Genomic DNA, 26715 nt, shown 5'->3' with positions numbered 1-26715 from the left:
ATCATCCTGCAGGCCTCTGGAATATACTTCGTACATGAAACGCTCAGGGACCGCCGTATGACGAAGAGATCCGACGCTCATCGCCATCAAGGATACACGGTAGTTAAAGCTAGAACGCCGATAGTAGTTAGAGACTCCCCTTCTGTGAAAAATACGACGTTGCCAGGAAAGCATACCAGTTGAGAGTCCTGTTATCTCATTTACATTGCTTATAGAGTATCAAAAACTCTGTTACAAATTTCTTTAAGTATTAATTTGAGTAAGGAAGAAAGGACTGCATACGCTCCAGTCCTATTAACATACCAAAAGCTGCGTCATCATGTCATCATGAAATCCGAATAAAATGCAGCTGATTATAACTGCAGCGGTAGGGCTGTAGAGGATTTAATATCCCTTAAAACCAGACTGGTTTGGATGCGGGTGATTCCCATTTTGTTAAGCTTCCTCATAAAGTTTTCCAGGCTTTTCCTGTCTTTGTTTGCGACTTTTAGAAGATAGTCGTATTCCCCCGTAAGGCAATGGCACTCCAGGATTTCCGACATGCCTTCCAAAGCGTGTTCCAGTACTTCGAGTTTATCTGCATGATGGATATCTGTTGAGATGAAGATAAATGTAAGCAAATCGAAACCGAGCTTTTCTTGATTTAATATGGCTACCTGCCGTTCGATATAGCCCTCGTTTTGAAGTCTCTTGATCCGTGCATGTGTAGCAGGAGGAGACAGATTTACGATTCTGGATATTTCGGCATTGCTTATATCTGACCCTTTTTGCAAAATATCAAGGATCTGAATATCGATTGCATCCAATTCCTTGCTTATGATGGCCTCCATATAAAAATACCCCTTTCTTTTATTCCAAAACTTGCAGGAATTTTATATCTAATCAGAATAAAATTCAAAAATCAGAAGATTTTTTTTAATAATATTCGCACTTTATTTCATTATACAGAAAAACATGAAAGAGATTAACAGTAAGTGATAATATTATTCTATCGAATAGATGGACAGTGTAAAGGAGCGAATCAGCATGAGGTCGTTATATATCTTTCTTCTTTTATTGACAAGCTTGTTATGGGGAGCGAATTTTGTGGTTGGGAAATCGCTTGTAAATCACGCATCGCCCTTGACACTCACGACTCTGAGGTGGCTGATAGCTGTAATTTTCCTGCTGCCATTTGTCTGGTGGAGGGAGAAACGGTTTTTTCCGCCGAAAGATTCCATTCTTCCTTTGGTTTTAATGGGGATAACCGGAGTAGTTTTATTCAATCTCTTTCAATTCAAGGCATTGGAACTCACATCTTCTGCCAATGTTGGACTGATTTCCACGCTGAATACTATTTCGATTGCAGCGTTCTCCTTTTTAATCTTGAAAGAGAGATTGAATCTCATTCAAATTTTATGTGTTGTAATATCGCTCAGCGGTGTAATGGTGGTTTTGTCTAAAGGAGATGTAGGGTCATTAATGATGCTCGAGTTGAACTCGGGAGACTTGTATATGGTAATGGCCGTATGTATTTGGGGGATATATTCTGTCTGCAGCAAGTGGGCTTTGACGAAAACATCTGCCATAATGGCTACGCTTTATTCCGGCATTTTTGGTCTGTTAATACTTATACCATTTAATTTACATACTTTTTCTGTTAATAATCTAGATGCCTCCTTTGTTCAATCCATATTATATACCGGCGTTATTTCCACGTTGCTATGCACGGTTTTCTGGAATATTGGAGTTAGCAAGCTTGGCGCATCTTTTGCGGGAATATTTCTAAACTTTAATCCAGTTTTTACAGCGATTCTTGCTTTTCTATTATTAGGAGAAAAGATGACTGTGATTCAAATAGCGGGAAGTACTATTGTGGTTGCCGGATGTTTATTATTCTCACAAGCAAAAACAAACATATTTAAACGTAGTGAAGATCAACAAATGCACAGAAGCCATGCTGGATAATTAAGGGGGCAGGGCTGTCTATTCGTTTTTGTCATGTGGTGTTTATGGTAGGAGAAGTAAATGCGGCAGCCAGTATTATTTAGATTAAGCTCATTCACAATCCATTTTGATGTTACAATACCTGAACAAATGATTCACCAGATGCGGCCTGATATCCAGGCCGCAAATAAAAAACATTAGTGACACTTTTTTATGACTGTTTATGGCTTCGTAACACCGTAATAAAACCATCCAATATATCATGACTGACGGAAAATCCCTTCCTTTTATAAAATTCCAAGGCATTAAGGTTTCCATTGGAGACAAAGATGAAATAGTCATCCACATCTTCGAATTGTTTCAGCCATTCCAACGACATATTGAAAAGTTTCGAACCAACACCGTATTGTCTATACTCTACTTTGATATAAAATTGGGATAGACAGCCTACATTTTTTCTGATGATTGATGTCAGATCAAAGAAAGTGGCAAAATTATTCGAATAGGCCTCTTTTGGCGAGATATTTGAGTACACATACCCTACTATTCTATCACCATCTCTTACTATCACAATGTGATTGTGTACAGCACTTTTTAAAGATGGAAGCAAGCGTGTTTCAAAATTCATGGTATCGAACAGATCAGCTTTAATGTATGCATTTGATTTTTGAAATACCATAAGTTCATTGCATAAATCTCTGCACAATTCTATTTTTTCTTCAGATATTACTTCATATATTAAATCCATATGTTAACCTCCTTTTTAATAACGTAACATTAAATTAATTAACTAAACAAAATGTCAGCTGGTTATCTTCACAAATTATTATTACGGTGCTTTGTAAAAGCGAAGATTGACTGTTTGACTTTGTTCAAAATATGGGTCTAAAACTTATGTTTGTTGAACAGGTATTGTAAATAATGGCTTCCTGACTGAACACTCTATCTTGTTTGGATAGAAATGGATTATATCGGTATAAACTCTTTTCACTTTTCTTAGTTTGGTCAATTTTTTTTGCCTTATTACAGCTTGTTGTGCTGTGGTGGAAGCGGACGCAGACGCATGATTAAATCTGTACCGACAAATAATATAGGATAGAAAGGGGGAGATATGATGTCTGCAAACAAGAAAGAACGAAACCTGGTAGGAGAGCCTTTATTATCCACAGGCGATTCTGAAGCCCATTTTAAAGAGGATACAAAAAATTCGAAGCTAACCAGCATTCCGAAAAGAGGGGAGACTCTTCTTGGAGAGGACGGAATAACTGGGCGGGTTAGATAGTAGTCTAGGTTACCGACTTTTGCCCATCGGAGGTGAAGCAAGATGAAAACTAAGGATAATTTTTTAAGGGGAGCCAAAGTGACAAAAGATAATCAAATTTATGGTACACCCAACAGTAAAAGTAAGAATGGTACTGGCAACTCACCGAATGACGATGTTGGCCGTAATCACCATCAAAACCTCTAAATTTGTGCAGCCAAGATATTCTTGGCCTTTTTTTTATCGTGTAGGAAATTATAAAATAAATACAAAAATGTGGATTATTATCTAGCTCCAATGCCCAACTTCTCGGGGTCATAAGCCAAATCAGCCCCATAAAACTAAATTTCCTGAGTGATTTTTTCTGATGCCTGTCGAGGAATCACTTGTGCCATTCGTTCTTTTTGGTTTTGGAATAACTCTGAATGGTATAACAACCCTATGTGAGCAAACAAATAACAACTAACATAAATTGTAATTTTTTCACAACGTAAAATAAAATATTCTATTTCCCTAATGCTTCTGCCATTATATATAAAACACGTGAGAGTTTCGAATGCGGCTTTGATATTGAATCAAATCACTGACCATGTTTATTGCATAAGGTATGTATAGAATGGAGTGGCTGAATATGGATATTAAAACAGAAACTCAAAATACTGGGATTGAGGACAACAATAAGGAAATATTGAATATAGAACGTCAGCTGGCGCTTGGTATATGGATTAAAGTGATTGGCCAGATCATCGAGGCAATAAGCCTGTCCAGGATCTTCCTAGTAAGTGAGGAGATTCGGTCGAATGATAATGAACAGCAAATATTATCGGGTGTATATCTTCAAACAGTTGGCCAATTTTTAGAAGCCATTGGTATTACGAACCAGGTGTTATCGAGCGATGAAGTTCATCAGTTGCAAGGCCAAAAGATAACTGTTACAGGAGATTGGCTTCAAGCTTTAGGACTTATAGTAGAGGCTAATGCTGGTTCTCGGATCATAGGTGAAGAAGAACGGAGGATCATTCCTTAAATAAAAGAAGTGTACAAGAAATAGAAATTAAGAGTTGGAACAATTTATACTGGAGAATTATTTCTGTCCATAGGATAATAAGTTTGCGGCCATGGGCTGTGTAATAGTGGGGGTATAGGACCGGTCTCCTACTATATGTAAGAATAGTAATCGTAGACCGGTCAATTGCCAGGTAACAGTCCTCCCTTTGGCGGGCTTTTTTTATTTACTTTAACCTATAAAGGGGTTGTCGCTGTCCTTTTGTTCCGCATAATTATCCAAGGTTCAATAACTCGCTAATCGGTTTAAATATGTATGTCAGCAGCTCCGATGGACTCTTCATTCCCGGGAAAAATAGGAGCAAAACGGCGAGGAGCCATGCCGATGCCGTTATGCATACAAAGGAAATCTTCTCCTTTCGCTGGTCGGACTTCATTTTCGACCATTGAAAAAGTACCATAATTGCTACAAGTAAAGTAATGCTGCAAATGGTTAGTATCTTCATTCTGTTCTTCCTTTTTGGATCAGTTCGTTCGGTATGGTCATTAATCCAGGCTCACGCAGATGGATATTAGCGTTGATTTTCACTGAAACATTTGGAAGAAAATCATTCCAATTATCTTCCAATCTGTGCCATTGTCTAGGATACTCCTGGTGAAATTTTTCTCCAAACCCGAAAACATCTGCATGCATGTTATTTTTTACCTGTGCCATGGCCATTTTAATGCTGGTTTTTATATCCTCTTCTACATACTTTTCTAGCTGCCTGGAAATACGCGGCTTCATGATATCCGCCATGGCACCGTTTTGCGTTAACATTGCGTCAGAGGTTACATCTATGCTCATTGTCCAATCTCCGTTGTGAATGAGTGGAGATAGCTTTGTTTTTTGTTTTAAAATTTTTGCGGATATAATGCCGCCTTTTTTGTTTTTACCTGTGATGGTCGGTTCTTCGACTTTATTCAGAACAAACCATAACCCTCTGGCAGCATCCCCTTTAATTATCCCAATCATTTTAAATTCCCGGAAAATTGCAACTCCTGTTAGAAATGGAATCGTTTCTTTCTTCTTGCTTGGCAATATTGAGATCACAGGCATGATGGTAGCTTGTGATTCATTGACTGCCATTTGTTCAAAATCCTTCATTGTAATTTCTTGAGTAATCTCCAGATTTGACAATTTTTTCAGGACATCTCCAATGTCTTTTTCCAATGGAGGCTGCAGCTCAAGGACTTTGAAAGCCTGCCCCTGGCTTAGAAACAGCTTTGCCCGTTCCCGGGGCTGGGGATGCCGATTTAAGTAGTCAAACTGCTGCTGCATCAATTTTCCATCTTTAGCGAGTTTTTCGCCAAAAATAAAGATGTCACAATGTCCCCAAAAAATGTCCCTCGGCACTTTTTGTTGTAAATTTGCTACGGCATCTGCCAAATTGTCCCCGATGCCGGATCTAACTAGCACCTTAGGCTCACTGCCTCCGCTTCCTCCTGCACTCTGTTGTCCGCCTCCAGCGGTGCGTGGAACGAAAACCTGGACTGACAGCTTAATTTTGTTATCTTGTTTATCAATAGCTGCACCGACAATTATGGCAAGTGCATTAATTTCACGGTTGTCCCAGCAGCCAAACAGAAAGAGGCATGAAAGAAAAGGGAGGATCATGGCACACAACAATCTGGTTTTAAGAATCAGCCGTGAAGTCATTTCATTTGATTTCCTTCCATATGACTTGTGTTTTTACATTATTCGTTTGCATTGGGTTTTTGGTCGGGAGCCTGTCGGTACTTATTATAATTCCCTGTTAAGTGAGGGCGTGTCTGTAATTTCCACCATGGGGCCCTGACAAAAACATCTTTTAGTTGTCTCGTTTCCAGCGGCGCAAACGGAGAGAGGTAAGGAACACCAAAAGAGCGGAGTTTACATAAATGAACGACTATTAAAATAAGGCCCAGCATGATTCCAAGCAATCCAAGTGTCCCCGCGAGCAGAATGATTGGGAAACGTAACAGTCTTAAGGCTATTCCCTGTGCGTAACGCGGCACCATGAAGGAGGCGATTCCAGTCAGTGCCACTACAATTACCATGGGAGCCGAAACAATTCCTGCCTGAACGGCGGCCTGTCCGATTACGAGTGCTCCGACGATACTGACAGCTGCACCTACCTGTTTTGGAAGTCGAAGCCCTGCTTCCCGTAAGGCTTCAAACGTTATTTCCATCATCATTGCCTCAATAAGTGCAGGGAATGGAACCGACTCACGCGAAGATGCCATGCTTAGCAACAGGTTTGTCGGCACCATTTCCTGATGGTAGGTCAGTACTGCCACGTAAAAGGAAGGCAGAACAATGGAAACTACCATAAAGAAAAAACGCAAAAGTCGAATTGCTGAGCCATTAAAGTATCTATTATAGTAGTCATCAGCAGATTGAAAGAATGCAAAAAAGCCTGCTGGAGCGATTAAGACAAAGGGAGTTCCATTCACCATAATCACAACCCGGCCTTCCAAGAGATTTGCAGCTGCCACATCCGGACGTTCTGTCGTCAATAATTGTGGAAATGGGGAAACAGGATAATCCTCAATGAGCTCCTCTATATAGCCAGTTTCTAGAACGCCGTCAATTTGGATGCGATTTAGCCGTTTTTTTACTTCTTCAATCAAAGTTTGATTAGCTAACCCCTGGATATAGGCGACTACAACATTGGTACTGGTATACTTTCCAACTGACATGGTTTCCATTTTTAGATCAGGGCTTTTAATTTTTCTCCGCAGCAGCGCAGTGTTCACACCCATTGATTCTACAAAGCCTTCCCTTGGTCCGCGAATCACTGCTTCAGCTGACGGCTCTTCAACGGCACGCATTTTCCATTGTCCTAATCCCAGTGCAAATCCCTGTGCCTCGTGATCGACTAACAGAACTGGATTTCCCATGGATACATTATCAACACAATCGGAAAATGCCTGTATTTCTTTGATATGCGAAATATGTATTTTTTCTTCAAGTATTTCATGCGGAGTTATCTTACCTGTCTCCTTTGACATAAGGGTAGCCAAGACATTGTTCTCGATTTGTTCTTTGTTGACCAGGCCCTCAATATACAGAAGCGCTGCGTTTGTTTTTCCCCCGATTAAAAAAGTCCGAAAAGAAACATCATAGCAATTTTCATAAATGGAGCGCAGATGGTCCAGGTTGGATTTAAGATCTCGATGTAAACGGTCATCCTTTTGTGCTGGTTGATTTTGAGACGGCATTTCTTTATAAAATATTTTACGTAATATTTTTAACATGTGCGCGCAACTCCCAGCTTAATCAAACTTATAAAAATGAAAGACACAAGGATCGTCTGCTCAAGTAGCAGATATAGTTTGAGCCTTCTTTTTATCTTTCTTTTTATTTTGAATTGCAGAGATGATAAGTAATAAGGCTGGAATGACGGTCGTCATAAATGGGACATAAATAGGGAAAATGGTTTCTGTAAATTCCATTTGTTCCTGGAGGCTAGGGAATTCCCAAATGCTGAATAGGATCAAAAGTAATCCCATTGGCAAAACAATTTGTTTATAATCCTTTATTCCAATCGTTTGTGCGGCACTTAGGACAACCGAATAGTATAGTGCAGTGATTTTTACGAATATACCCAGTATCCAAAACGCTATGACAAACGACTCAAGATGTTCAAAGAAATCAGAAAAACTTATAAATCTAATTGCTTTAAAGACCGGAAATGAATAACTCACGGTAATCTCTCCAAATAGCAAAATACACATGAGATTTAAACTCACTAGGCTAAGCATGACTGTAATTATTGATAAAATGCTCCACTTCAGTGCTTTAACCCGGTTGGACACATAAGGCAAAATCAAAGCCATAATGAATACTTCACCGAACCAGGCCTGAGGTGTAACTGAGCTCCGTACAACAGGTGTGAGCCCATTCTCAAGAATAGGCTGAATATTTTGTATAACCATATCCTTTACCAGCAGGGCGATGAATATTGGGATGGGCAATATAAAAATCGGAATCAGGACCTGAGATACTCTGCCCAATACTTCAATGCCTCCGCTTACAGCCACGGAGGAAACCATTATGATACTTCCTACTATGACAAGTATAGGCGTCCTAGGAAGAAAAGAGATGTTAATAAAACTGACATATTCCCTCAAGACATATCCTCCCATAAACAGAAAAAAGAAAATGTATGCAAAACCAAGTAATTTTGCCGGAAAACGACCTATAAGATGGCTGCTGTATTCGATTATCGTTTCCTCTGGATATCGCTTATGAAGCCGATAAATAATATATGCCGTGATTATACCAGTCACCGCAGCAAACACCGGGGCAATCCACATATCACGTCCGGCATATTTGGCTGTTATGGTTGGGACGAACAAGATTGCAGTCGAGTATATGGTTGGGTAAAGGATGAGTGCCATTTGGTATGCTGAGATTTTTCCTCTTTCGTACATATCGGATTTACCTCTTGAATTATTTTTTTGTATTATCTCCCTAAAATGTATAACCATTCCTATAAATGAAAAATGCTACCTGGCTGGATAAAGGTCAATTTCAAAACCCTGCACTGAATGATAGTGAGGATTGATTGCCGCCCTGGGAAATCGAACACATGGAATAGATGTTTAAAACGGTTTGATATTACACGGGCCCACTCCACAACCAATCCATTCGCATATGCAATAGTGTAGGCAAGAATAGTGAACAGGAGGTAAGGAATGTACCCATATAGAAATATGTATAACCCTATGGATACCAGAGGATTTGCGGGATTTGGTTTTGGATGGCCCTTTGTTGGCGGCTTATTAGGCGGCTTGCTAGGTGGCGCACTCATTGGTCGACGGTTCTTTGGCTATCCGGGATATGGCTACCCAGGCATCGGTTTTGGCGGATTTGGCTACCCGGGCATCGGTTTTGGCGGATATGGCTATCCGGGCTTTGGTTATCCCGGTATGGGGGGCCCGCTTTATTGGTAGAATCCAATTACAGGGGCTTGACCTTATTTCAGCGCGACTGATTAATTTTTAATTAGTCGTATATGGATAAGTGCCCAAACCTTTTAGTTGAAATTAACATACCTTGTGACCAAAGGGGTGTTAGTTTAAACCGCTAATTAATTTGGTGAATGGAGGAGAGTAAATATGGTATATGGTGGATATGGATATGGATGTGGATATGGTTATGGCGGCTGCGGCTTTGGCAGAGGATTCGCTTTAATTGTAGTATTATTCATTTTATTAATTATTATTGGCAGCACATGGGCCTACTAATACCAACTGGGCAGGCGTTTACTGCCCAGTTTATTTATGTCATACAATCGATATAGCTAAAGTGGTGCAGGTTTTGTATGCCTACATATATAAAGCTTATAATCATGAACGAAAATGGTTTTCGACAGATATCATGGCAAATAACAAAAACCCATACAATCGGCTATGCTCGGATGTAACTCCTTGAGATCGGGTTTTGTGCAGCCTTTGGTGCTTCATAGTATCCAACATGTATAAACTTGCCTTATTTAAATAAAGATAAAATCCATCCCATTTGTCTTAGCATATTATAACCGTTTTGGACTGTTCCGATATGCTTCATAATATTGCCCATGTGGCCTGTAATTCCCGAAAGGCCTTTATTACCCGGCCTGCTGGATGGAGGCAAGCTGAATCGTGGAGGCTGCCACGGCATAAAAGGCGGTGCTTGTCTCTCAGGTCTCCTATGCATAGGAGGCCGTCCTGGTCCCATTCGATGAAAAGGCATTTTGTCACCTCCTTAAATTGTTTGGATTTTTTTTTATTCGCTTCCAAATCGTGATTTAATAAATGACTTTCATACAAATATCATATTCAGATGTAAATAAATCGTATAGTTGAACGTAATGGGGCAAAGTTAATTAATAATTATACCGTCATGCGGAGGTACAAATAACTAACAACGGAACAGTTAGGGAGTTACAGTATAGGCAATGAAGCTACCCTTGCCTGGTTCATTTATAAATAGGGAGGTTGTTATATTTGGATAATATATTTGAGTCTGCAACCACAGCGTTAAGGACAATGATGACCAATGAGAAAAAGAAGCCATTGCATATAGGAGAAGTGATGGCTTGCTGGACTTATCTTACAACACTGGAATATGCATTGAGTTTTGAAGAAATAGGACTTAACACAACAACCGACGAAGAAGTGACAAATATGTTAAATGATGCGATTAAGCTGTGTCACGGACAGGCTAAAGAATTAAGGGATTTTTTGGTTCACGAGGGTGTTGCTTTGCCGAATGGGCCGGAACCGCGTCCCGATTCTAATCCAAATGATGTGCCAAATGGTGTCAGGATGACGGATGATGAAATCGCCAACAGTGTTTCGATTAAAATCGCTGCAGCGGTCGTTAAGTGTGCAGCCAGCCAGTCAGAATCCATCAGGACTGACGTAGGTTTGATGTTTCTTAAATTCCAGGCCCAGCATATATCCTTCGCTTTGACCTTAAAGGCATTAATGGAAAAGAGGGGCTGGTTAAAGGTTCCCCCATATTATCAGCCTCCTGGGATTCCTGAAGCGCACTAAAAATTATCTCGTATGTATGCAGGAACAGAAAAGCTGGCCATTGACAGCTTTTCTGTTTTATCTATATTAGATAAGAATGTATACTTTTATACTTAGAATGATGTCTAGCTTCGACGTACACCATGTACTAGTGCCGACGCTCCTCGAGGACGCGGCGGTCTTAGTCAGCCTCGAGGTCATAAGCCACCCCTCTCCGGAAGCAGGCCATCCTTCGAGGTGAGTCTTATGCTTGCCGGACTTGCACTGGATATGCTGACCTCGGCGTTTGCTACAGGACGTGACAGTAATTAGCCGAGGGTCGTTTGATCAGGGTGCTTGCCCTTTTCTTATATCAGGAGACATTGCTTTAAAGCCGAAAATAAGGAGGTATCAGCAACAGAAAAATCCCAAAAAATTATTGTTGCTCTGAATTTCCATCCAAATAATTCAAATAAGACACAAACATAAAGCGTAAATATTGTTCAATATTTTCTTCACTACGCTTCATGATTTTTTCATATATGCTTTTATCGGGTAATTGAAGAAACAATTCACGCTCGGGACTTCCAAGCGCATCATCTGTATTTACTTCGATCACCCATAGACGACCATTCGAATCAACGCCAAAATCAACGCCCACCTCAATAAATGGATAATATTGGTCTAATATTTCGCAAATCCTATAGGAAGACCTAACTAAACTATCACTCAACAAATTATGGACTTCCGGCGGAAATAATGCGGAAAGGATTTTATTAGTTTCTTGGACCGAACCGGAGCTAATAGCCACGTTGGAAACAATAGCATTGTCTCCGCCTACTCTGACTAAATCTCCTTCATAAATCCAATTTCCATCCAGGTTTCGCTGGATATGTGACCGAATGTCAAACGGACGGCTTTCGTAGGCAAGTATAGGTGCTGCCTGCTGTACAATGAAACTCTGTTCATCTGACTTACTTTCAATCTCCTTGCATGCAGCTTCTTTGGTGATAAAGATTTTTGAAGGCTTGCCCTGTACGGTCCAAATATATTCACCTTGCAGTTGCTTCTCCAGTGTGCTGACATTTTTCCCACCCCATGAGTTAAAGGGTTTGATGTATATATGCTTATATTTGCTTATCATATCTTTAAGTGCTGATTTTGAAAAAAGTTTGGTATCAGGCAGGAAAAACGGTAAGGGAGAAGCTGATTTCAAGATTTTATACATTTCCCACTTATTAATAAAAAATCTTTCTGGGTCGACTACATGTGCCATTTCAATCCTCCCATAAGTCTGTAAGTGGATTTTCAGCAAGAGTGGTAATCTTATTCCATTCGTCAACGTATGCTACTTTCGTTTTTACTTCATGGAGTTCATCTTCGTCAAAAATTCCTATACACAGGATGACGACCTGGTCACCTTTAGTAAACAGGTGCGCAGGAGGCCCGTTTAAACAAATGACACCAGAATCAGCAACTCCAGGAATCGCATACGTTTTCCACCTGACAGCATTGCGAAAATTCGTGATCTGGACCATTTCATATGGCAATATTCCGACAGCCTTCATTAAATCCCTGTCTATGGTTATGCTGCCGGGATAATTTAAGTTCGCTTCTGTTACAGTTGCTTTATGGATCTTTCCTTTACATATAAAACGTTTCAATTGTTCCCTCCAAGATATGCCGTTTACTTTACATATTCGGGCTCCTGCGGATATGTTTGTGATAAATGCCTATTTTTTATAAATTGTGCCGGTATATTTGAAAGTTGCTTGATTAATATGTTAGGCGTAGGATTATGTATTTTCGATAGTATCCAATGAAGATTATTTAGTTTTACTGTGGCAAGATCCCTAACAGTCAAAAGCTAGTGTACCGCAGTTCAGTAAGTAAGATGCCATTTATAACGTTGGCAAAAACGGAGGGTATAACAAAAAGACGGCAAGTAAAGGCCGCCCTCTTGTGAGCCAGTTTTAAATCCAACCCCTGTAAATGGACCATGCTATGCAGCCGATAATAATGAGTAAAATGAAGAGTACGACAATTATGGCAAAGCTATTCAAGTACTACCACCAACCTGGTCTAATGTTTGATCATTCCTAAGGGCAGGGACGATCATTAATAACCACCCCAGCATGCGCAGCCAATAATGATAAGCAAAATGAACAAAACGACGATTAATGCGAATCCGCCCCCATATCCAACAGGAGCAGTTGTAGCAGGTGCAGCATATCCGCCGCCGCATCCCCAGAAGCAACCCATAGAATTCCCTCCCCTTGTAAAATATTCAGGATATCAATCATCCATGATGTATTATATGTTGTTCTTGTAAGACCTCTTGGACAAACGTCTTTGTTTTTTAAAAATGTGGTATTTGTCTGCACTGAACCGGACTATCACAATTTTTCCCTGTGGGTATTAAGGCGAGTGCAGAGGTCGCTGACCCATTCATAGGAGGAAGGTACCAATGTGGGTTGTTTCCCATAGTATGTTGTAATGAAGTCCGGAGAGAGGGATGTAAATGGAAAGGTCGTATCAAGATGCAATTGCATATTTCGGTATAGATGGAGCCCACCCCGGAAGGCTTCCCCTTACGAAGCGATTATTGAAAAAGGAAGTGATTCACGAGGGGACAAAAATTTTGGATGCAGGATGTGGAACGGGACAAACGTCAGAGTATCTTGCTAAAGTATATCGCTGCCAAATTTACGCAGTAGACAAACATCCTGCCATGCTCCAAAAGGCATATGATAGATTCAGGCTGCAAAATCTGCCTATCCAGCTTTTTGACGCTAACCTTGAAAATATTCCATGTAAAGATAACAGATTGGATATTGTGCTGGCAGAATCGACAATCGTATTTACTAACATACCCAGGACACTGTTGGAGTTTCATCGTATATTAAAACCAGGGGGAGTTCTTCTCACCGTAGATATGACAGCTGAAGACGATCTAAGTCTCCCTGATAAAGATAGAATAAAAAGATTTTATGGGGTCTTCGGAGTCCTGACAGAAAGGGAATGGCTGCAGCAATTTTATTCAGCAGGTTTTAAAAATGTAAAAATAGCAGGAGGGAATACTGTCGGAGAGGAGCTGGAACAACAGCGGATAACCCGGGGGGCAGGATACAGCGGTGTATTGCAAAATCATGAGCTATTTAATATTCATTATGCAAACCAGTTAGGTTATCGTGTATTTAGAGCAGAAAAACCTTAGTAATCGAGAATATAAATGATTTTTTCGCCTCAGCTGGAGATTTATTTGAAATCAAGTAAAGGAATCTTTGAAAGCATATTAGTGTAACAGAGAGCGATTAAAATACCAATACTGTAAAATATACGGAAATGAGCTGCGGTTTCGTGTAATGATATTCTCATAAAGACCGAATAATTAGCTATGATAAAAGTTGAACCTACAATTGAGCAATAAGCAAAAAATATGTTCCATATTACAGCCTATAGCTGTATCAAATTTCTAAAAACCTCCAATAAGGGTGACAGACAATAATTGTTCGAATCCCATTTATATTAATAGGGCCGGAAACTCGTTGAGGAGGCAGTTTATTGAGAGAACAAAAAGTCGCTGGAGTGGTAGCTGTATTAACCTTAATCATTTCCATTCTAGTACATCGGTTATTAAATTTTGAATATAGCTTGTTCGAAGATGAAGTGGATTTAGCATTGCTTGTGGTTGATATTGGCTCTTTTTTGGTCATTTTTTTATGTACTTTTACAATTTTGAATGCTTATAGAGGATAGACGTTTTAACTAGCAACTAATTGGACCATCTGCTAGGGTAGTCCTGAAAATTAACCAAATAAGCAATATTGAAGGTGTGTTGGAACGATCCCTTGTTGGATGCATTCGAGAAATCAATAGTCTTGTAATGTATTAAAATGCCGATTTTACTCATACAATCTTCTTACAAGGTGTTTAGGTTAATAGACCGTAAGGAGATGGGGCTATGAATTTCAATATGAAAATTGCGAATCTTTTGGCTGACAGTATTAATGGATTTGTAGAGCTAGTCTATAAAAGCTATGATCATAAAAAAAGTTTTATTTTCAACATGGACAAACTCTACCAGGTAAGACTTTTCATTGTCGAATTCAAGCTTGCTTTATTGGCTGATGAACTTCACAGAATCAACCAGTTTAACTGGAATGAACAGTATACCCATTTATTAGTGGACAGATTTACAAAAGGATTAGAGGTTATGGATGAGTATGTTCAAAGAAATTATGACGAACTGTTTATTCTTACTGCCAGGCTTCACACATTAAAAAGCCTTAGCTCTTTATTAAAAACCCGGCAATAACTACGGCCCTATCTGGTTCTGGGCTGATAGTTATGAAACCAAAAATGAATCGAAACGGAAACACTCCTTAAAGAGCAAGACCCTTTAAGGAGTTTACTTTATCAAAGGTGGTCTAGCAATAAGGAAGCCAATAGTCCTATTGAAGCAATCAAGCCAGTCATCGGTCCGCTGTCTTCATAGGCTTCTGGCATCATTGTAGAAGCAACCATGGCTATGATTCCCCCGCCCGCGAAAGCAGCAATGCCTGACATAACTGCATCAGAAGCACCACCGAGAAAATAGTATCCTGCCCAGGAGGCCAAGGTGGAAATGAGTAACACTGATAACCAAAGAACAAAAATTTTCGTTCTTGAATATCCGCTGTTTTCCATTCCGGCCGTACTGGAGAGTCCCTCGGGTATGTTGCTTAAAAAGATGGCTACTACTAAAAGGAAGCTTACTGATTGATGTCCGATCAGGCTGGCTCCGAGCATAATTGATTCAGGGATTGCATCCATAATTGTCCCTATAAAAATAGCAAGCCCTCCACCGGCAGCTGTCCGACCCGACCTTTTTCTTTGGGAGGCCCCATGTTTTGCTACAAAGAAATCGAATAGAGTAAAGGTTGCAGCTCCTGCAACAAATCCTATACTGGTTGGTGTAACCCCGCCATCTGCTATTGAATCACCCAGAAGTTCATAAGAAGCTGCTCCAATTAATACTCCCGTGCCGAATGCCATTATATAGCCGATCATTTTCTTTTTGATTGGCAAAAACATGGATGCCAATGCACCTAAAAGTACAGCGGAGCCCGAAATCCCGCCCCACATTGCAGCAGTCCACATATTTATCTCTCCTTTCATTCAAATATCTACCCACAACTGGTTGACATAAACGTTTAAGGTACAAGCAGGGAAAAAGGGAAGCATGCGCGTGATTTCGCTGTAGAAAATGCATTATCAAATATTGTTAATATTTATATTTGAAGTTGTCCGTTATATTTAAACCGCCTTATAATCAATCATACCAACCGTAACGTTGACTGTATGGTTTGAAAATTATATAATAATAAGATATGAATGCATGCTTCAGGAAGGGAGAGAGTGGTTTGGGAAGTACTATCGTATAGGCGATCTTGCAAAGCAAATGGATATTTCTAAAAGGACAGTAGATTACTATACTAAACTTGGATTGCTGATTCCGGTCCGGAATGATTCCAATTATCGTTTGTACGGGGAAGAAGCCATTCGAATCTTAGAACTTATTATCCATTATAAGAAGCTGAACATGCCGCTTCAGGAAATTAAAGAAACTATTGATCTGCTCCATTCATGTGATGTAATGAATGAAGAAAAATTTGAGAAACATTGTACACAAATTCTCGAAGTGATGCATCATCTTGAAGAAGAGCTTAGGGAATTGAAACCGCTGTTTGAAAAGTTGAACAGCCAACAAAAGGAACTACTTTTACAAAGAATGTCTTCCAAGGGATTGGGATTGGCAAAATCCTTACAAATATTGCTTAATTGAAAAATGGAATTACTAATCAGCATATCTGGTGAAGTATATGCCAGTGCTGAGCAATAGAAATACAGCATTGTTATTGTGGAAACATAAACAGGAGGTGTATTCCTTGCGTATTTTTACGACAAGGAAACCATTTGATACTTTTTAAATTTTTAATGATAGCAGTCTTGATTGCACTAACAGGCTTCTTTGTAGCTTTTGAGTTTGCTATAGTAAAGGTCCGCAGCTCAAGAATTGATCAGCTTATAGCTGAAGGCAATAAAAGGGCTAATGCAGCCAAGATTATTGTTTCAAAGCTGGATGATTATTTGTCAGCCTGCCAGCTAGGCATCACAGTTACCGCTTTAGGGCTAGGTTGGCTGGGAGAACCTACAGTTGAAGCAGTCCTGCATCCATTGTTTGAAAAACTAAATCTCGCTGAATCGGTAACAGAGGTGGTATCATTCGCTATAGCGTTTGCCTCAGTCACATTCCTCCATGTTGTAATAGGCGAACTGGCACCCAAAACGGTTGCCATCCAGAAGGCAGAAACGGTGGTATTGGCATTTTCGGGTCCTATGAAAGCCTTTTATAACGTGTTGTATCCATTCATTAAAGCTTTGAATGGCTCTGCCCGTTTTGTAACAGGCATATTTGGTTTAAAACCTGCATCTGAGCATGAGATGGCCCATTCCGAAGAGGAATTAAGAATTATCTTGTCAGAAAGCTATCAAAGTGGAGAGATAAATCAGTCTGAATTTAAGTATGTAAGTAACATATTTGCATTTGATGACCGTGTTGCCAAAGAGATTATGGTTCCCAGGACGGAGATTTACGCCTTTGATAAATCTGAATCTATAAAGGACTTTCTGGCTGTAGTAAGCCGGGAGAATTATACAAGATATCCTGTGACGGATGGTGATAAGGACCATATTATTGGCATGATAAACATGAAGGACGTTTTTACGGGGATCATTAAAGGGAAGTCTGAGGATGGCTCAATCGAGCAATTCATCCGGCCGGTAATCATGGTAATGGAAATGATCGCCATTCATGACTTGCTTCTGAAAATGCAAAAGGAACGCATTCATATGGCCATCCTGTTGGATGAATATGGAGGGACGGCCGGACTTGTAACCGTAGAAGATATTCTTGAGCAGATTGTTGGAGAAATCAGGGATGAGTTTGACGCAGATGAAGTGCCTGATATTAATAAGATAAGCCCGAACAAGACAGTTCTGGACGGAAAAGTATTAATTGAAGAAGTAAATAACCTATTCGGTTTGGACATCGATGATCGTGAAGTCGATACCATCAGCGGCTGGCTGCTTACAGAGAAGATGGATATTATGGAAGGTGAGTCCATTATGCTTGAAAACTATCGATTTAAGATCGTTGAAATGGAAGATTTTCACATAAAAGCTGTAGAGGTAGAAGCCCTGGAAAAACAGCCGGTTGAAGTGTAAGGGAAACAAGTAATACTTGAAGTATGTCACATCCAGCCTTGAGCTGGATTTTTTTATGTCCGGATTATCGTATTCGTTAAAAATAACGGCTGACATGGGTGTTATGCTGTATGTATGAGGCTGTTTATATGTTATGTTGCAGAAGCTGCCTTTTCCAAGGCATTAAAAGTAAAACAATGCAAATCTTATAAACTCTTAGGACAAATATAAGTAACATACATAAAATAATAGGTTGGACACAGCAAAACGATATGCTATCGCACTTGCGGCTGTCATGGTTTGTTTGTTTTCGGAGTCGGCCTCACAATGGCAGCTGACCATGAAACTGGCGGTTTGGCGATTGAAGAGCCTGGTAAACCGGATCATTCTGATGAAAACCTTGCTGATACAAATACACACCGTTAATATTGTCGTTTCTTTGGAGGTTAAATCAAAGAATCATGCCGCTGATAAATCAAACAAATAGAATGGACGGCATACTCCAATCAACACAATTTGAAAAAAAACTGTAGTAATTTTACTATTTAGAATATAATATTTTTGTCAGGCTGAAATCAATTTAAAGTGGTAGTTTTGTCTAGGGATGTTCTTTATTGATAGTTTTTAAAAAAATATGTATAGTACAAAATGTTATATGTTTCTACTTTTTTAACTAAAAAAAGCAGCCAAGACATAAGATTTAACTTTATACTTATAAAGATAACGACAATAATCTATTTAACTTACGGGAGGGTACCTACATGGCGGTTGCTACAGGTTCAAGTACACATATAATTATGCGCTTACAATTGGATGTCGATGTTTTTTCATTCGGCGACATTGCAAGCTGCGTCAGTGCTGCAGGTGGAGATATAATTGGGGTGGACGTAATATCATCCAATAAGACCCATACGATTAGAGATATCACCGTTAATGTCCAGGGTGTAAAGCAAAGCCAGCTTCTTGGAGAACTGCTTTCAGCGCAGAAAGGCGTAAAAGTCCTGCAAGTGTCTGACCGGACCTTCCTCATGCATTTGGGTGGGAAAATCGAGACAGCTCTAAAAACAAAAATCAAGAACCGTGAAGATTTGGCAAGGGTCTATACGCCGGGTGTCGCAAATGTATGTACGGCAATTGCGCAAGAACCTGAGAAAGCGTATACATTAACAATAAAACGGAATACAGTAGCTGTGGTGTCCGACGGTACAGCAGTCCTTGGTCTGGGGGATATCGGTCCAGCTGCCGCTATGCCAGTTATGGAAGGGAAGGCAATGCTGTTCAAGCAGCTCGCAAATGTAGATTCCTTCCCGTTGTGCTTAGATACAAAGGATACGGAAGAAATCATTCGCACTATTAAAGCTTTTGCTCCAGCTTTCGGCGGAATTAACCTGGAAGATATTTCAGCACCAAGATGCTTTGAAATTGAACAAAGGCTGAAGGAAGAGCTTGATATCCCGGTATTTCATGATGACCAGCATGGTACTGCTGTCGTTCTCCTTGCTGGATTGATCAATGCTTTAAGAATTACAGGCAAGAAAATGGAAGACATTAAAGTCGTTTTGACTGGAATAGGTGCTGCAGGGAATGCGTGTACCAAGATTCTTCTTCAGGCCGGTGTCAAAAATATTATAGGAGTTGACAAGAACGGGGCTATAAACCGGGATACCGAATATGACAACCCTTATTGGAATCAATATGCTGATATTACAAACCCGGACAATTTAAAAGGGTCACTTTCCGATGTGATTGCTGGGGCTGATGTATTTATCGGGCTTTCAGCGCCTGGAATTTTAAAAGTTGAAGATGTCAAATCCATGGCGAAAGATCCGATTGTATTTGCAATGGCCAACCCTCAGCCTGAAATTGATCCTGAGGTTGCTGAGCCATATGTAAAAGTAATGGCCACAGGCCGTTCCGATTATCCTAACCAGATCAATAATGTTCTTTGTTTCCCAGGCATTTTCAGGGGTGCACTTGATTGCCGCGCGACTGACATAAATGAAGAAATGAAGGTTGCGGCGGCTGAAGCGATAGCGTCAGTGGTAAGTGACGAAGAACTAACCGAAACCTATATTATTCCAAGCGTGTTCAATGACAAGGTTGTAAAACGTGTCCGCGAAGCAGTGGTCAAGGCTGCTTATGAGACAGGAGTTGCACGTAAAGAATTGCGTGAATAAGTACATACTTTATTCTCCCTGTTCACTATATTAACCGTTTTCCACTGTTAAAAAAAATAGCAATATGGGATTATCTAAAGACACCAGGTAAATCGCCTGGTGTTTTTCTTTTCTTTTTATACCTCTATTTCTCTGATATTTAGTGTAGGAAAGAGGGGTATAGTGAAAATCTGCGCAGTCTGATACTAATAAATTATTCAGGTATCATACATAATGGCTGTATCACCTGCTTCGATTTCGTCTACATGGCTTCGCATTGACATTGGAAAAGTTGAAATGGCTGAAGATGGTGTGTATGACGTACCTGCGCTTGCTTCTGCAACTGTTGAATTGCAATGGGGAGAGCAGGTGCTGGAGACAGCGGATACAGCTTTTATGGGAGATATTCTCAGCAAGCTTCCTTTCAAAGAGAAGCTGCGCCGAAATGCTTTGGGAATCACTATGCAGAATAACAGGTTTTCCATAACAATTGAACTGTTTGCACTGATTGTGGTCAGTCCAGGATGGCTCATTCTTTGGATCTGGATTTTTGCTGATATGGAAGCAAAAATTTTGGCGACATTAAATAGCTTGAGGCTTTACTGCTATAGAACGGTAAAAAGCGTGGTGTTCGATGGGACCTATTTGTCGTTTTATGTGTAAATCGAAAAAATTGTATGAAAAACAAAATAACAAATGCTACAAGTACAAGATCATATCGGTTAGCATGGAATGTAGCAGGTCATATTAATCCATCCTGCGTTTTTACATTGGGTTGGTTATGTTCATGAGAAGCCGGTCCAATGCCCTTTAAGTAGCTTGTATTATAGAAAGTACCTATATTGAGTGGAGGATGATGAACAGTATGAAATGGAAGGGACTCTTATTAGGTGTTTCCATGCTGCTTTTTGGTTCTAATTTGAGTGCTGTAAATGCAGCAGAGCTTCAGTCAGGTGAATCTTCCGTAACAGCTAACAGCTCTCACCAAACGATAAAAAAAGTGTCGCAAGCTAACTTCCTATCTTCGAATCAAGCGCAAAAGACCATTTATAAAACATCTGAAAAAGTAATTAACGCACTTAAATACAATGATATGGAAAGAGTTGGAAAATTAGTTCACCCAACAAAAGGACTCAGGTTTTCTCCCTACACATATGTAGATGTTAAACATGATCTTATATTTCCTGCCAAACAGTTAAGAATGCTTTCCTTGTCCAACAAAGTATATCGCTGGGGGACATATGACGGCTCTGGAACTCCCATTAAGCTGACCTTTACACAGTATTACCGAAAATTCGTATATGACAGGGACTATGCAAGGACAAAGCACGTAAGCTACAACCAGGTAATTAAAACAGGCAATACGGTAAATAATATACGCAGTGTATATCCTGGATCCATTGTGGTGGAATATCATGTTAGCGGAACAAGGAAATATTCGGGTATGGACTGGTCCAGCTTGCGGCTTGTATACCAGAAAAAAGGGAATCACTGGTATCTAGTAGGTATCGTTCATGACCAGTGGACAATTTAACGTTTTAGTTGCAAAAACTTGTTATTAACAGTATGTTGTGAAGCTGTGATCTGTGTATCGCAGTTTTTTTGTTTACTCAAATAAATACTCATGCTATTTACTCGAGTCTATTATTAATAGTGACCTGCCAAATTGGTAAAAGAATTCCAGTCTGTTAAAATCGTTCTCCTATGTCCATAGTAAGCATACTATGGGAATAACATTCCTAATACAGGGAGGACAATAATGAACAGAAAGGCCTTATCAATGGTGCTGGCTTGTATGTTTATATTGTTTGGCACATATAGCAATAATCATTTGATTGATGAAAAGGAAAAACAATTGCAACAGAGAAAACAGGCACGGAAGACGGAGCAAAAGTTTGTAAAGCTATCCTCCAGGGTGACAAAGGCAACAACTGAATCATTACAGAATGCTGGCTATAGAGTTAACAATGTGTCTGTGCTGACAATTCCATTAGCTCCAAAGCCTATTGTGGAAATTAAAGTGGAAGGAACGACAAAATATTACCAGAATGTACAGAGGGATATAAAAGCATTGGCAGTGCACACAGTCTCAGCCGAGACGAAAGTAGAATTTGACGTAAATGTAAAAAGAAAAACCGAATCTGAAATCAGGGATGAAAAGTGGACTTCCATTTTAATTGCAGTCAGTGAGGAAATTCACAAAAAATATAAAGAGTATAGAGGCTTTGCATATTCATTTAAACCTGCCCCCTTACAAATTACCATCGTAACGGATTTAACAGAAGCTGATGAAAAAAAAGCGAAAGAAATAGAAAAATATACGAAAGGAATCATAAGATCCAAAGTTAATGAACTAGCTGTAGATACCATACCTTATAGCATCATTATTAAAAAGAGGGATGATAAAAAATCCGATTGAATGTATAGGAACGTACCATAAGTAAACCAGTTGCTGAATAGAAAAATCACAAAAAAAGACAATAAACAACTGGCATTGTTTAATGTCCTTTGCGGTTTATAGAGTACGGTATTTTTTCAAGGCTAGGATATTCAAGCAGATAAATAATACTGCAAATATTACTAGTGCAAGCATATCACCGGCAATATCAGCCAGACCCAATCCTTTATACATAACAGCCTTCAATGCATCTCCCGCGTAGTAGAGCGGCATAATTTTACCTACGGCTTGAAGCCAATCAGCCATTCCGTTAAATGGGAGGATTCCGGCGAAAAAAACCTGGGGAATAACCACAAGCGGGATGAATTGGACCATTTGAAATTCTGAAGCAGCAAAGCTCGACAAAAGCGTTCCAAGGGAAAGGGCAGCCAATGCCAGGACTAAATTGATAAGGAAAACATTCCAGATGGATCCGGCCAAGACAATGTCCAGTATATTTACAGCATATAAAACGATAATAGCTGTTTGAAAGACCGCGAAAATCCCATACCCGACAAGATAGCCAGCAACAATCTCCCATCTGCGTATCGGCGTAGCCAATAATCTTTCCAGAGTACCTGTTGTGCGTTCCTTTAATAAACCGATGCCTGATATTAAAAATACGAAAAAAAACACGAAAAAACCAACCAATATCGGGCTAAGGACTGCAAAAAATTCCGTATCGCCGCTGCCATAAACATAACTTGTTTTAATTATATTTTGTGTCTTTGTGGAAGTATTATTGCCAAGCATCCTCGTCTGCTGATGGGCAGCTACAGCTTGATTCACCTTGATCTGCAGTCCTCTGGATGCAGATGGGTCACTGTTTTGGAGGATCAGCTTGTAGTGTCCATTTTTATTTTCAAGCAAGCCCTCCAGGTTGTGCTTTATGACATTTGTATGGGATGCCTTTTGAATATGCTTAATGGTAATATCCTGCTCCTGGAGCATTTGTATTAGCCGATCATCGATGTTTACTATACCGAGTACGGGTTTCACGTCTTTCCCGTTAAACAAAAAATACATCAATGTCAAAATAAGAAGGGGAGCGATAAACAGCATAGCCAATGTCCTTTTGTCCCGGCGCATCTGCTGGGATATCCGTTTCACTATAGCAAGAATTCTCATGACCTTCTCCCTCCTGCCTTCAGGAATACTTCTTCGAATGAATGCACCTCATACCGATCCTTTAGTTCCCCTGGACTCCCGCTCGATAGAATGCAGCCGTCCCTTACCATGGCGACGAAATCACAGCGTTCCGCCTCATCCATGACATGAGTGGTCACAATGATGGTTTTGCCTTCTTCGTTTTTAAGTCGAATTAGTTCGTTCCAAATCGACAATCGCAATTCCGGATCTATACCGACAGTCGGTTCGTCGAGAATCAATATTTTGGGATTCTGGACAAGTGCAATCGCAAGGGAAAGCCGGCGTTTCATTCCTCCGGAGTAGGATGAGACTTTTTTCTTCAGATCGTCCTCTAGATTGACCAGTTCTGCAGCATACATGATACGCCGCTTCCTTTCAGCTTTTTCCAATTGATAAAGGGATGCAAAGAAATGTAGATTTTCAGCACCAGACAGCTCAGAATAAAGGGCGTCTGATTGGGCCATGTAGCCGATTTCCTGCAGGATGTTCAAATCCGGCATTTTATTATTTAATACATGGATGGTACCTGCATCCATACGATCCATACCGACAATCATCTTGACCAATGTTGTTTTCCCTGCTCCTGAAGGGCCGATAAAGCCATAGATTTGCCCCCCATGGATAGAAAGATTGATGTTCTCGAGTATCACTTTCTTGCCAAAGCTTTTGCTTACGTTTTTGATGAGGACTGTTTCTTTCATATCCAATTCCCCCTAGAATTCATTTTGAATATAAGCGGATAACTGCCTCATGTATTTTTTGTGTATTTGGCCCGGCCCGCTGAACAAAGTGTTGATTGTCTTTTCACCCTCATACTACAATTGAGATAAAACAAATTCAATGAACAAAAAATCGCAATGTGTTGATTGGAGGGAATATGAAAGAAAAAATCCACGATCAAATGGTGGCGGGGACAAGGAAATTGCTGAAAGAAACCATAATTAACCTAATGGAACAGAAGGGTTTTGAATCGATGACAGTGAGGGATATTGCCTCAAATGCCCATTTGAACCGTGGGACTTTTTACCTTCATTACAGGGATAAATATGAGTTGATGGAAAGAGTCCAGGAGGAACTGCTGGATGGATTGCAGGCAGTATTGAAGGAAATCAATATTGTGAAAGGAATGAAATATGTATCCGCGGAAGTTGCTTATCCACCTTTGGTAGATGTGTTTCGGTATTTAAAGGAGAATGGGAGGTCCTTTACAGTATTGCTCGGAGTAAAAGGTGACCCTGCATTCCAAAAGAAAATGAAAAGGATTGTAAGACATACCTTTCACAGTGTTTTTGTTCAATATAGCTCACTTAAGGACACAAATGTCCCTATGTTCCATGAGTACATGCCTGCGTTTGCCACATCCGCCTTGTTTGGATTGATTGAGGAGTGGCTGGAAAGAGGGATGCCAAATACCCCTGAAGAAATGGCTGTAATGCATTTTAAGATCCTGAATTTTATTAGGATACAGGCGAGCAGGCTGTAAATCTGGTGAAAAGGATTGAATAATTAGCCGGGTTTTTGAGACTGTATAGTGTTTGCTCCATATGTTCTTGGGGCTTTTTATTTTGAAATATACCGATCTTGCGAGTATCAGTAGATGTTTATTTTTTTTACAGCCAGGAAACCGGTTAAAGAGGAATAAAAAAGGGTTAATAGAGATGAAAGAGGTGTGGAAATAGTTCTCCCCTAGTAAGCCGACTGCATATGGCTTTTAGTTCAGGAAAAATGTAAATTTCGATCATAAATGGTAGGAATTTATAAAAATATCATACTTCTTGAACGGATTATAGGGTAATTTATGCGATTCGGTCAACCTTGTTGGAAGATGCAGAACTCTTTTACTAAAATGAAGATATTTTATTATGAAATTCAAGGGAGCAGATTAAAAAAATTCTGTGTTTAGGAGGCGGGACCATTGTTAAATATTGCATTGCTAAGCAAGTGGCATGTTCATGCGGAGGATTATGCCCGTCAGGCCATACAAAATAAGAATATAAACATTAAGGTTGTATGGGATGAAGAGGTGGAACGGGGGCGAAAGTGGGCAGGTCAGCTTGAAGTTCCTTTTGAAAGTGAAATGGGAAAAGTATTAAGCGATCCCGAGATTGATGCGGTTATTGTCGACACACCTACTAATCTACATAAAGAAATCATGATTCAAGCCGCCAACAATAAAAAGCATATTTTTACTGAAAAGGTACTGGCATTCACTGTTGAAGACTGTCTGGAAATTTTATCAGCGGTAAAAGAGAATCAAGTCCAGCTCATGGTATCCCTGCCCCGCTTAACTGAAAATTATTATCTCTATGCCCAAGCAGTAATTGACAAGGGTACACTTGGCAGATTGACTTCGATCCGGTGCAGAGCAGCCCACAATGGCGCGGTCCCTACTGGAGAAGGTAGTAAGGGATGGCTTCCAGAATACTTTTATAACAAGCAGCAAACCGGTGGGGGAGCTCTGATTGATCTCGGTGCCCATCCGATTTATTTAACAAATCGGTTAGCTGGAAAGGCTAAAGCGGTAACTGCAAAACTTCAGGAAACATTGGGATACGAAGTAGATGATAATGCAGTGGTCATCGTTGAATACGAATCAGGAGCTTTAGGGACGCTAGAAACTAGCTTTATATCTGCAGGAAGCCCCTTTCAGCTACAAATATTTGGAACAGAGGGAACCTTATTGATTGAAGACCAAACCGTCCGGCTTAAAAGTAAACAGACAGGGGAGGAATGGATCGAGCCAGATTTGCCCGAGGCCATTCCCTTGCCGATGGAGCAATGGGTGGATGCCATATTGGAAGCGGCGGAGCCGACGCTGACTGAAGAGGATTTTATGAGGTTAACCTTGATCAATGAGGCCGCAAGCGTTTCAAATGAGCAAGGCCGAAGGATAGTGTTGGCTGATTTTTTAGTTTGAGTTGTTAAATGGCTGCTATAAAACTCTTTAACAATCTCATTACTAGCATTTATGCACATATTGAGATTGATCGATACTGGGACACCTCGAC

Annotated in this window: 32 protein-coding genes; 18 read left to right on the top strand and 14 right to left on the bottom strand. The window is 40.1% G+C overall.

Going from position 1 to position 26715, the window contains the following annotated elements; all coding sequences use genetic code 11:
- Positions 1-353: 353 nt before the first annotated feature.
- Complete coding sequence (locus V1500_RS16260; protein ID WP_409300828.1) at positions 354-830, bottom strand: Lrp/AsnC family transcriptional regulator; 477 nt, start codon at positions 828-830, stop codon at positions 354-356.
- Positions 831-1026: 196 nt separating this feature from the next.
- On the opposite strand from V1500_RS16260, the gene V1500_RS16255 reads away from it, so the two are divergent.
- Entirely contained in the window at positions 1027-1947 is a 921-nt protein-coding gene (locus V1500_RS16255) for a DMT family transporter (protein ID WP_409300826.1), read from the top strand.
- Between the two features lie 190 nt (positions 1948-2137).
- On the opposite strand, the gene V1500_RS16250 is transcribed toward V1500_RS16255, so the two are convergent.
- Positions 2138-2674, bottom strand: a complete 537-nt coding sequence (locus tag V1500_RS16250; RefSeq protein WP_409300824.1) for a GNAT family N-acetyltransferase — start codon at positions 2672-2674, stop codon at positions 2138-2140.
- 363 nt (positions 2675-3037) lie between these two features.
- Between V1500_RS16250 and V1500_RS16245 the strand changes: the two genes are divergently transcribed.
- The 3 genes from V1500_RS16245 to V1500_RS16235 all read left to right on the top strand — a co-directional run bounded on the left by V1500_RS16245 (position 3038) and on the right by V1500_RS16235 (position 4214).
- Positions 3038-3208: a hypothetical protein gene (locus V1500_RS16245; RefSeq protein WP_409300822.1), complete on the top strand. Its 171-nt coding sequence runs from the start codon at positions 3038-3040 to the stop codon at positions 3206-3208.
- A 42-nt stretch (positions 3209-3250) separates the two neighbouring features.
- On the top strand, positions 3251-3394 hold the full coding sequence (locus V1500_RS16240; RefSeq protein ID WP_409300820.1) for a hypothetical protein: 144 nt from the start codon (positions 3251-3253) through the stop codon (positions 3392-3394).
- A gap of 424 nt (positions 3395-3818) precedes the next feature.
- Entirely contained in the window at positions 3819-4214 is a 396-nt protein-coding gene (locus tag V1500_RS16235; protein ID WP_409300818.1) for a hypothetical protein, read from the top strand.
- Positions 4215-4467: 253 nt separating this feature from the next.
- Here the strand turns inward: V1500_RS16235 and V1500_RS16230 are convergent, their stop codons facing one another.
- Genes V1500_RS16230 through V1500_RS16215 form a run of 4 tightly spaced genes read right to left on the bottom strand, consistent with a single transcriptional unit; the run spans position 4468 to position 8650 of the window.
- Positions 4468-4698 carry a hypothetical protein gene (locus V1500_RS16230; RefSeq protein WP_409300816.1) on the bottom strand — a complete coding sequence of 77 codons (231 nt, stop codon included), beginning with the start codon at positions 4696-4698 and terminating at the stop codon, positions 4468-4470.
- Positions 4695-5891, bottom strand: coding sequence for a Ger(x)C family spore germination protein (locus tag V1500_RS16225; RefSeq protein ID WP_409300815.1), 1197 nt, complete (start codon positions 5889-5891; stop codon positions 4695-4697). The genes V1500_RS16230 and V1500_RS16225 overlap by 4 nt, the downstream gene beginning before the upstream one ends.
- A 38-nt stretch (positions 5892-5929) precedes the next feature.
- Positions 5930-7471, bottom strand: coding sequence for a spore germination protein (locus V1500_RS16220; RefSeq protein ID WP_409300813.1), 1542 nt, complete (start codon positions 7469-7471; stop codon positions 5930-5932).
- Between the two features lie 60 nt (positions 7472-7531).
- A complete protein-coding gene (locus tag V1500_RS16215) occupies positions 7532-8650 on the bottom strand; it encodes an endospore germination permease (RefSeq protein WP_409300812.1) in 1119 nt (372 codons plus the stop codon).
- 264 nt (positions 8651-8914) lie between these two features.
- On the opposite strand from V1500_RS16215, the gene V1500_RS16210 reads away from it, so the two are divergent.
- Both V1500_RS16210 and V1500_RS16205 read left to right on the top strand, forming a co-directional pair.
- Entirely contained in the window at positions 8915-9172 is a 258-nt protein-coding gene (locus tag V1500_RS16210; protein WP_409300810.1) for a hypothetical protein, read from the top strand.
- Positions 9173-9337: 165 nt separating this feature from the next.
- Entirely contained in the window at positions 9338-9466 is a 129-nt protein-coding gene (locus tag V1500_RS16205) for a YjcZ family sporulation protein (protein ID WP_409300808.1), read from the top strand.
- Between the two features lie 244 nt (positions 9467-9710).
- Here V1500_RS16205 and V1500_RS16200 read toward each other — a convergent pair whose 3' ends face one another.
- Positions 9711-9953, bottom strand: coding sequence for a hypothetical protein (locus tag V1500_RS16200; protein ID WP_409300806.1), 243 nt, complete (start codon positions 9951-9953; stop codon positions 9711-9713).
- A gap of 254 nt (positions 9954-10207) precedes the next feature.
- Here V1500_RS16200 and V1500_RS16195 point away from each other — a divergent pair, with 254 nt between their 5' ends.
- On the top strand, positions 10208-10759 hold the full coding sequence (locus V1500_RS16195) for a DUF3231 family protein (protein ID WP_409300804.1): 552 nt from the start codon (positions 10208-10210) through the stop codon (positions 10757-10759).
- 394 nt (positions 10760-11153) lie between these two features.
- On the opposite strand, the gene V1500_RS16190 is transcribed toward V1500_RS16195, so the two are convergent.
- From V1500_RS16190 to V1500_RS16175, 4 genes are all read right to left on the bottom strand, one after another.
- Positions 11154-11933, bottom strand: coding sequence for a YheC/YheD family protein (locus tag V1500_RS16190; RefSeq protein ID WP_409300802.1), 780 nt, complete (start codon positions 11931-11933; stop codon positions 11154-11156).
- Between the two features lie 61 nt (positions 11934-11994).
- The gene (gene panD, locus V1500_RS16185; RefSeq protein WP_409300800.1) at positions 11995-12381 is read right to left on the bottom strand and encodes an aspartate 1-decarboxylase; all 387 of its coding nucleotides are present in this window, start codon (positions 12379-12381) and stop codon (positions 11995-11997) included.
- 309 nt (positions 12382-12690) lie between these two features.
- Positions 12691-12780 (bottom strand): YjcZ family sporulation protein, encoded by a 90-nt coding sequence (locus tag V1500_RS16180; protein WP_409300799.1) that lies wholly within the window; start codon positions 12778-12780, stop codon positions 12691-12693.
- 55 nt (positions 12781-12835) lie between these two features.
- Positions 12836-12979, bottom strand: a complete 144-nt coding sequence (locus tag V1500_RS16175) for a YjcZ family sporulation protein (RefSeq protein WP_409300797.1) — start codon at positions 12977-12979, stop codon at positions 12836-12838.
- Between the two features lie 259 nt (positions 12980-13238).
- On the opposite strand from V1500_RS16175, the gene V1500_RS16170 reads away from it, so the two are divergent.
- The 3 genes from V1500_RS16170 (at position 13239) to V1500_RS16160 (ending at position 15035) form a co-directional block, all read left to right on the top strand.
- Positions 13239-13934: a class I SAM-dependent methyltransferase gene (locus V1500_RS16170; RefSeq protein WP_409300796.1), complete on the top strand. Its 696-nt coding sequence runs from the start codon at positions 13239-13241 to the stop codon at positions 13932-13934.
- A gap of 347 nt (positions 13935-14281) precedes the next feature.
- Complete coding sequence (locus V1500_RS16165) at positions 14282-14476, top strand: hypothetical protein (protein WP_409300794.1); 195 nt, start codon at positions 14282-14284, stop codon at positions 14474-14476.
- 205 nt (positions 14477-14681) lie between these two features.
- Positions 14682-15035 carry a hypothetical protein gene (locus V1500_RS16160; protein ID WP_409300792.1) on the top strand — a complete coding sequence of 118 codons (354 nt, stop codon included), beginning with the start codon at positions 14682-14684 and terminating at the stop codon, positions 15033-15035.
- Between the two features lie 101 nt (positions 15036-15136).
- On the opposite strand, the gene V1500_RS16155 is transcribed toward V1500_RS16160, so the two are convergent.
- Entirely contained in the window at positions 15137-15859 is a 723-nt protein-coding gene (locus V1500_RS16155) for a ZIP family metal transporter (RefSeq protein WP_409300791.1), read from the bottom strand.
- A 238-nt stretch (positions 15860-16097) separates the two neighbouring features.
- Between V1500_RS16155 and V1500_RS16150 the strand changes: the two genes are divergently transcribed.
- The 6 genes from V1500_RS16150 to V1500_RS16125 all read left to right on the top strand — a co-directional run bounded on the left by V1500_RS16150 (position 16098) and on the right by V1500_RS16125 (position 22540).
- Complete coding sequence (locus V1500_RS16150) at positions 16098-16544, top strand: MerR family transcriptional regulator (protein ID WP_409300790.1); 447 nt, start codon at positions 16098-16100, stop codon at positions 16542-16544.
- 131 nt (positions 16545-16675) lie between these two features.
- Positions 16676-17986 carry a hemolysin family protein gene (locus V1500_RS16145; RefSeq protein WP_409300788.1) on the top strand — a complete coding sequence of 437 codons (1311 nt, stop codon included), beginning with the start codon at positions 16676-16678 and terminating at the stop codon, positions 17984-17986.
- 740 nt (positions 17987-18726) lie between these two features.
- Positions 18727-20142, top strand: coding sequence for an NAD-dependent malic enzyme (locus V1500_RS16140; protein ID WP_409300786.1), 1416 nt, complete (start codon positions 18727-18729; stop codon positions 20140-20142).
- Positions 20143-20355: 213 nt separating this feature from the next.
- Positions 20356-20784 (top strand): hypothetical protein, encoded by a 429-nt coding sequence (locus tag V1500_RS16135; RefSeq protein WP_409300785.1) that lies wholly within the window; start codon positions 20356-20358, stop codon positions 20782-20784.
- 202 nt (positions 20785-20986) lie between these two features.
- Positions 20987-21655, top strand: a complete 669-nt coding sequence (locus tag V1500_RS16130; protein ID WP_409300783.1) for a hypothetical protein — start codon at positions 20987-20989, stop codon at positions 21653-21655.
- A 225-nt stretch (positions 21656-21880) separates the two neighbouring features.
- A complete protein-coding gene (locus V1500_RS16125) occupies positions 21881-22540 on the top strand; it encodes a hypothetical protein (protein WP_409300781.1) in 660 nt (219 codons plus the stop codon).
- A gap of 96 nt (positions 22541-22636) precedes the next feature.
- On the opposite strand, the gene V1500_RS16120 is transcribed toward V1500_RS16125, so the two are convergent.
- Together V1500_RS16120 and V1500_RS16115 are read right to left on the bottom strand one after the other, a co-directional pair.
- Positions 22637-23686 carry an ABC transporter permease gene (locus V1500_RS16120; protein ID WP_409300779.1) on the bottom strand — a complete coding sequence of 350 codons (1050 nt, stop codon included), beginning with the start codon at positions 23684-23686 and terminating at the stop codon, positions 22637-22639.
- Entirely contained in the window at positions 23683-24408 is a 726-nt protein-coding gene (locus V1500_RS16115; protein ID WP_409300777.1) for an ABC transporter ATP-binding protein, read from the bottom strand. The genes V1500_RS16120 and V1500_RS16115 overlap by 4 nt, the downstream gene beginning before the upstream one ends.
- A gap of 176 nt (positions 24409-24584) precedes the next feature.
- On the opposite strand from V1500_RS16115, the gene V1500_RS16110 reads away from it, so the two are divergent.
- A complete protein-coding gene (locus V1500_RS16110) occupies positions 24585-25190 on the top strand; it encodes a TetR/AcrR family transcriptional regulator (protein ID WP_409300775.1) in 606 nt (201 codons plus the stop codon).
- Between the two features lie 432 nt (positions 25191-25622).
- On the top strand, positions 25623-26624 hold the full coding sequence (locus V1500_RS16105; RefSeq protein ID WP_409300773.1) for a Gfo/Idh/MocA family protein: 1002 nt from the start codon (positions 25623-25625) through the stop codon (positions 26622-26624).
- The last annotated feature ends 91 nt before the right edge of the window (positions 26625-26715 follow it).

Source organism: Peribacillus sedimenti (assembly GCF_046237635.1).
Lineage (GTDB): Bacteria > Bacillota > Bacilli > Bacillales > DSM-1321 > Peribacillus > Peribacillus sedimenti.
This window is presented reverse-complemented; position numbering and strand designations above follow the sequence as displayed.